This window comes from Vibrio sp. V43_P6S15P86 (assembly GCF_009904725.1).
In the GTDB taxonomy this organism is placed as follows: domain Bacteria; phylum Pseudomonadota; class Gammaproteobacteria; order Enterobacterales; family Vibrionaceae; genus Vibrio; species Vibrio diabolicus.
The window spans coordinates 1-4,699 of sequence record NZ_WXWT01000130.1 but is presented as its reverse complement, the minus strand read 5'-3'; the positions used below and the strand labels follow the sequence as shown (position 1 = coordinate 4,699).

Genomic DNA, 4,699 nt, shown 5'->3' with positions numbered 1-4,699 from the left:
AAGACTTAGCTGAACCTGGAAAACAATACGACCAGTCAATTTTTAAAGGTGAGCCGTTGCTCTTGAACGTTTGGGCAACGTGGTGTCCAACATGTTATGCAGAGCATAAATACCTAAACGAATTGGCGGGTAAGGGCGTTAAGATCATCGGTATGAATTACAAAGATGATCGTAACAAAGCGGTAGGCTGGTTGAATGATCTCGGCAACCCGTACTTAATTAGCCTATTTGATGGTAGCGGTATGCTTGGTCTTGACCTTGGCGTTTATGGTGCTCCAGAAACATTCATTATTGATGCAAATGGTGTGATTCGCTATCGCCATGTAGGGGATGTAAACCCACGTAATTGGTCAGAAACACTGGAGCCGCTTTACAACAAATTGGTTGAGGAGGCGAAGCAATGAGAAAGCTAATTCTTGCCGTTTTTGCTGCGATGACATTATCTCTTGCTGCTCATGCGGCCATTGAAGTATACGAGTTCGATAACTTGGAACAAGAACAGCAGTTCAAAGAGCTAAGCCATACGCTCCGTTGCCCTAAATGTCAGAACAACACGATCTCGGATTCTAACGCTGAACTTGCTCAAGACTTACGCCATAAGGTGTACGAAATGACCAAAGAAGGTAAGTCCAAAGATGAGATTGTTGATTACATGATCGCCCGTTACGGTAACTTCGTGACTTACAACCCACCATTTACGGTTGCGACTGCGATCTTGTGGCTAGGGCCACTCGCTGTAGTATTGGGTGGTTTTGGTTTGATTGTACTGCGTAGCCGTAAATCTAAAGTTAAGGCAAAAGCGAGCAGTGACGAGCAATGGGATGAGCAAAAAGAGGCTCGTTTAAAAGCATTGCTTGAAGAAGAGAACAACGGAGATAAGAAGTAATGACACTATTTTGGATTTCCACCGTTGCTCTTACGCTTATTGCTTGTGCGCTGGTGGCTTTGCCGCTGCTTAAACAGAAAGCGAACAATGATGATGTGTTACGCGATGAGCTCAACAAGGCATTTTATAAAGACCGTCTATCAGAGCTTGCAGAAGAAACCGACGAAGGGCTGGTTGAAAGCGAAGACGAACTGATTTCTGATCTAAAGCAGTCTCTCCTTGACGATATTCCTGGTGATAAAGCGCAAAAAGAAACCAAGGTTTCACCAATCGCGGTTTTAGTCCCATCGGTAATTCTGACGGTGGCGTTGAGCTATGGCTTGTATTACAAATTTGGCGCGTCAGAAGATATTGTTCAGTGGCAAGAAGTGTCTGCAAATCTACCTGAGTTATCGAAAAAGCTGATGTCGGCTTCTTCTGAGCCGTTGAGTGACGATGAAATGGCGGATTTGACCCTTGCCCTTCGAACTCGCTTACATTACCAGCCGGAAGACTCGACAGGTTGGTTACTGCTAGGTCGTATTGCGTTAGCAAATCGTGATGTCACGACTGCTATCGATGCGATGGAAAAGTCATATCGCCTAGAGCCCAAAGATCCTGATGTGATGTTGGGTTATGCACAAGCTCTGATGCTGTCTCAAGAGGAAATGGATCAAGCGACGGCTCGCTCATTACTCGGCAAGCTGATGCAGCAAGACTATGTCGATCTGCGTGTGTTTTCTTTGTTAGCGTTCGATGCGTTTGAGCGTCAAGACTTCCCGGCAGCCATCAAGTACTGGGGAATCATGCAGCAAATGATTGGTCCAGAAGATAGCCGTTACGAGATGTTGTCACGCAGTATTGAGAGTGCTCGTAAGCAAATGGGCGAAGCGGTTTCACCGGATAAGAGTGTCGCTGTGACAATTAATGTGGCACCAAATGCTCAGCTGGATCCAAACGCAGTTCTCATTGTATCGGTACATCGTGCAGATGGCTCACCAATGCCTGTTGCGGCAGCTCGCTATCCGCTGGGTACTTTCCCTCGTACAGTCGTATTAGATGATGGTAATGCCATGATGCAGGGGCAAAAACTATCTTCACTCGACAAGTTAATCGTCCGTGTGCGTGTGGACTCTGACGGTAACGTAGCAACGCGTGACCAAGATTGGCACGGAGAGAGTGACGTCGTTGAATTTGGCACGCCGGTTGAAGTGACCATTGACCAGCAATATTAATCGTTAGCGTCTGTCTCTGAAATATGACAACGGGGTAGAGTCTGTTGCCTTTAGTGGTATGACTCTAAACGATCGAGTAGAATACCGAAGGCCAGCGACTGCTGGCCTTTATTTATTCCCATATCTGAGTCATCTTTACTACGTATACAGCTCAACATACGTACAACAGTTCATTGGGTGACTTAGGTACATTAATAGTCGTTATGGAAAATAAAATGTATAACAAGGGTAAATCTACCTTCTTGTTACTGCTTGCAGTTGGACTGGTTGGCTGTTCAAGTGCGCCTGATGAAGCAGTAACAGGACAAGAAACAAATCAAACGACTTCTGATGTGTATGACCCGTTGGAAGGCTTTAACCGAACCATGTGGGAAATCAACTACGAATATTTAGATCCGTATTTGGTTCGTCCTGTATCACTTGCGTATGTGGAATATACGCCAGTTCCTATTCGTTCCGGTATCGCTAACTTCTTGTCGAACTTAGATGAGCCAGCCAGCATGGTTAATAACTTAGTCATGGGTAACGGCACGAAAGCCGTGGACCACTTTAACCGTTTTTGGATTAACTCGACGTTTGGTATTTTCGGTTTATTCGATATTGCAAGTGCCGCTGGTATTACGAAGTACGACGAGAAAGCGTTCAGTGATGCAGTAGGCCACTATGGTGTTGGAAATGGTCCTTACTTCATGGTTCCAGGTTATGGTCCGTATACCTTACGTGAAGTGACAGATACCGTAGATAGTACGTATTTACCCCTCTCTTATCTCAACTTCTGGGCGAGTTTGGGTAAGTGGGCGTTTGAAGGCATGGAGAAGCGTGCTTTATTAGTGCCGCAAGAAGCGCAGCTAGACTCGTCGCCGGACCCATATATTCTTACTCGTGATGTTTATATCCAGCGTCAAAATTTTAAAGCAGAAGTTGAAACGGTAGAAGAAGTTAACATCGAAGAAGAAGAGTATTTAGACGAATACCTAGAAGACTTTTAAGCGTTGTTCTTCACAATAGAGAAATGAAAAAAGGCTTAGCTGATGCTAAGCCTTTTTTGCATTTTGCAGCTTGGTTAGAAACTGTAGTTTGCTTGAACACCGATTAGCCAAACATTACCCGTAGTTTCGCCTACGAATTGGCCGCCGACTTGTTCTGCAGCGTCGTCTGACTTGTAACCACGAGACTCAACGATTGGTGCGTCTTTCGCGAAAATATAGGTGAAGCCAGCGTCTAGGCTGAAGTCTTTCGTCCAATCGTACGTTGCACCAATACTTAGCCAAGTACGGTCAGTTTCTGGAATAGTGATCGTACGGTTTTTGTCGCTTACCGCTGAAGTATCGTACGCAATACCAGTACGTAGCGCTAGCTTAGGATCAAGCTGGTAAGTGGCACCAACAGCAAAGCGGTAGTTATCTTCCCAGTTTTCTACTTTAACCATATGCGTGCCAGCGGTATTTAGGCGTGCTTCCAATTTCTCGAAAGAGCTCCAATCCGTCCAGTTAAAGCTTGCGTGTAACGCAAGTTGGTCTGTTACTTGGTGGAAACTTGCCAGCTCAGCTGTTGCAGGCAGGTTTAGGTACATATAGCCGTTGTCACGTAGTTGTGGAAGCTCAGAAGTACCGAAGCCAAAACCTAGACCTTCAGCATGGCCTTCAAGCTTCAGTTCAACTTCAGATTTGTACGCGAAGCCGATACGGTTATTTTCATTGATCTGCCATGCAGTACCAACTTGCCAGCCCCAAGCGGTATCGTCACCTTCCATGTATTTTAGAGCGGTACCTTGAGGAACACTGATAGGATCGCCAGTTAAAGGGTGCTTTCCTACAACGTTATTCTTAGGAGCTGCTGCGCCAAAGCTGCCTTCGCCGATGATGTAACGGATACCACCACCAACGCTGATTGATTCATTGACTTTGTAAGCTGCGTTTAAGTTCGCTTCCATTGTCGTTACGCTTGCTTCGTTACCGAAGTGTGATGCACCAAAGCCTTTACCTAGATCGGTTTCCATGCCGTAGTTGGTGCCAAATGCCAAACCAATCGCGAATTTCTCATTGTATTGGTGTGATAGGTAGAAGTTTGGAATGATTGCATCATGTGCGAAATCATCTGAAGATGCAGAAGAAGTACTACCGTGGAAGTTTACATCACCTTCAATATCAATATTTGGGTTCACATAGATTGCACCAACGGACACTTGAGTGCCTTCCAAATAAGTTAGCATTGCTGGGTTACGCCATTGTGCACTTGCGTTGTCAGCCATTGCTGCTTCACCAGCATATGCTCGACCTAGGCCTGTTGCAGAATATTCAGCAAGTTGGAAACCTGCTGCGTTAGCCATGCCCGTTGTGCCAAGTAGGCTTAATGCCACTGCAGTTGATAGAAGAGTCTTGTTGGTTTTCATTCGAATGTTCGCTGATTTGTTTATAACGTGGGACGAAAGTTTAAAGGTAGTGTTTTTACTTTAGAAATGAAAATCCAGCACAAGCAGTCATTTGGAATATTATGCTTTCAAGTGTTGTTTTGGTGGTTTAATAATCTAACTGTGAAGGGCTTGTAAATGGAATTCAGCGAACAGCTGTGCGTCCTAATTGTGAGATTTAGATACACG

Annotated in this window: 5 protein-coding genes; 4 read left to right on the top strand and 1 reads right to left on the bottom strand. The window is 45.2% G+C overall.

The genetic code is table 11. The annotated features are described in order from the left end of the window. The 4 genes from CAG69_RS05770 to CAG69_RS05755 form a co-directional block, all read left to right on the top strand. A partial coding sequence (locus CAG69_RS05770; protein WP_161443125.1) for a DsbE family thiol:disulfide interchange protein occupies positions 1–404 on the top strand: 404 nt, incomplete at its 5' end. Beyond that, positions 401–886: a cytochrome c-type biogenesis protein gene (locus CAG69_RS05765; protein WP_005380519.1), complete on the top strand. Its 486-nt coding sequence runs from the start codon at positions 401–403 to the stop codon at positions 884–886. The genes CAG69_RS05770 and CAG69_RS05765, both read left to right, overlap by 4 nt. After that, a complete protein-coding gene (gene ccmI / locus CAG69_RS05760) occupies positions 886–2,100 on the top strand; it encodes a c-type cytochrome biogenesis protein CcmI (RefSeq protein ID WP_161443123.1) in 1,215 nt (404 codons plus the stop codon). Before CAG69_RS05765 ends, ccmI begins: the two co-directional genes overlap by 1 nt. Before the next feature lie 215 nt (positions 2,101–2,315). Next, entirely contained in the window at positions 2,316–3,089 is a 774-nt protein-coding gene (locus tag CAG69_RS05755; protein ID WP_145532757.1) for an MlaA family lipoprotein, read from the top strand. 74 nt (positions 3,090–3,163) lie between these two features. Here CAG69_RS05755 and CAG69_RS05750 read toward each other — a convergent pair whose 3' ends face one another. Then, positions 3,164–4,492: an outer membrane protein transport protein gene (locus CAG69_RS05750; protein WP_161443122.1), complete on the bottom strand. Its 1,329-nt coding sequence runs from the start codon at positions 4,490–4,492 to the stop codon at positions 3,164–3,166. Positions 4,493–4,699 lie beyond the last annotated feature (207 nt).

Coding starts and splice junctions, on each gene's coding strand:
- CAG69_RS05750 (WP_161443122.1), bottom strand. CDS start 4,492: ATGAAAACCAACAAGACTCTTCTATCAACTGCAGTGGCATTAAGCCTA.
- CAG69_RS05755 (WP_145532757.1), top strand. CDS start 2,316: ATGTATAACAAGGGTAAATCTACCTTCTTGTTACTGCTTGCAGTTGGA.
- ccmI (WP_161443123.1), top strand. CDS start 886: ATGACACTATTTTGGATTTCCACCGTTGCTCTTACGCTTATTGCTTGT.
- CAG69_RS05765 (WP_005380519.1), top strand. CDS start 401: ATGAGAAAGCTAATTCTTGCCGTTTTTGCTGCGATGACATTATCTCTT.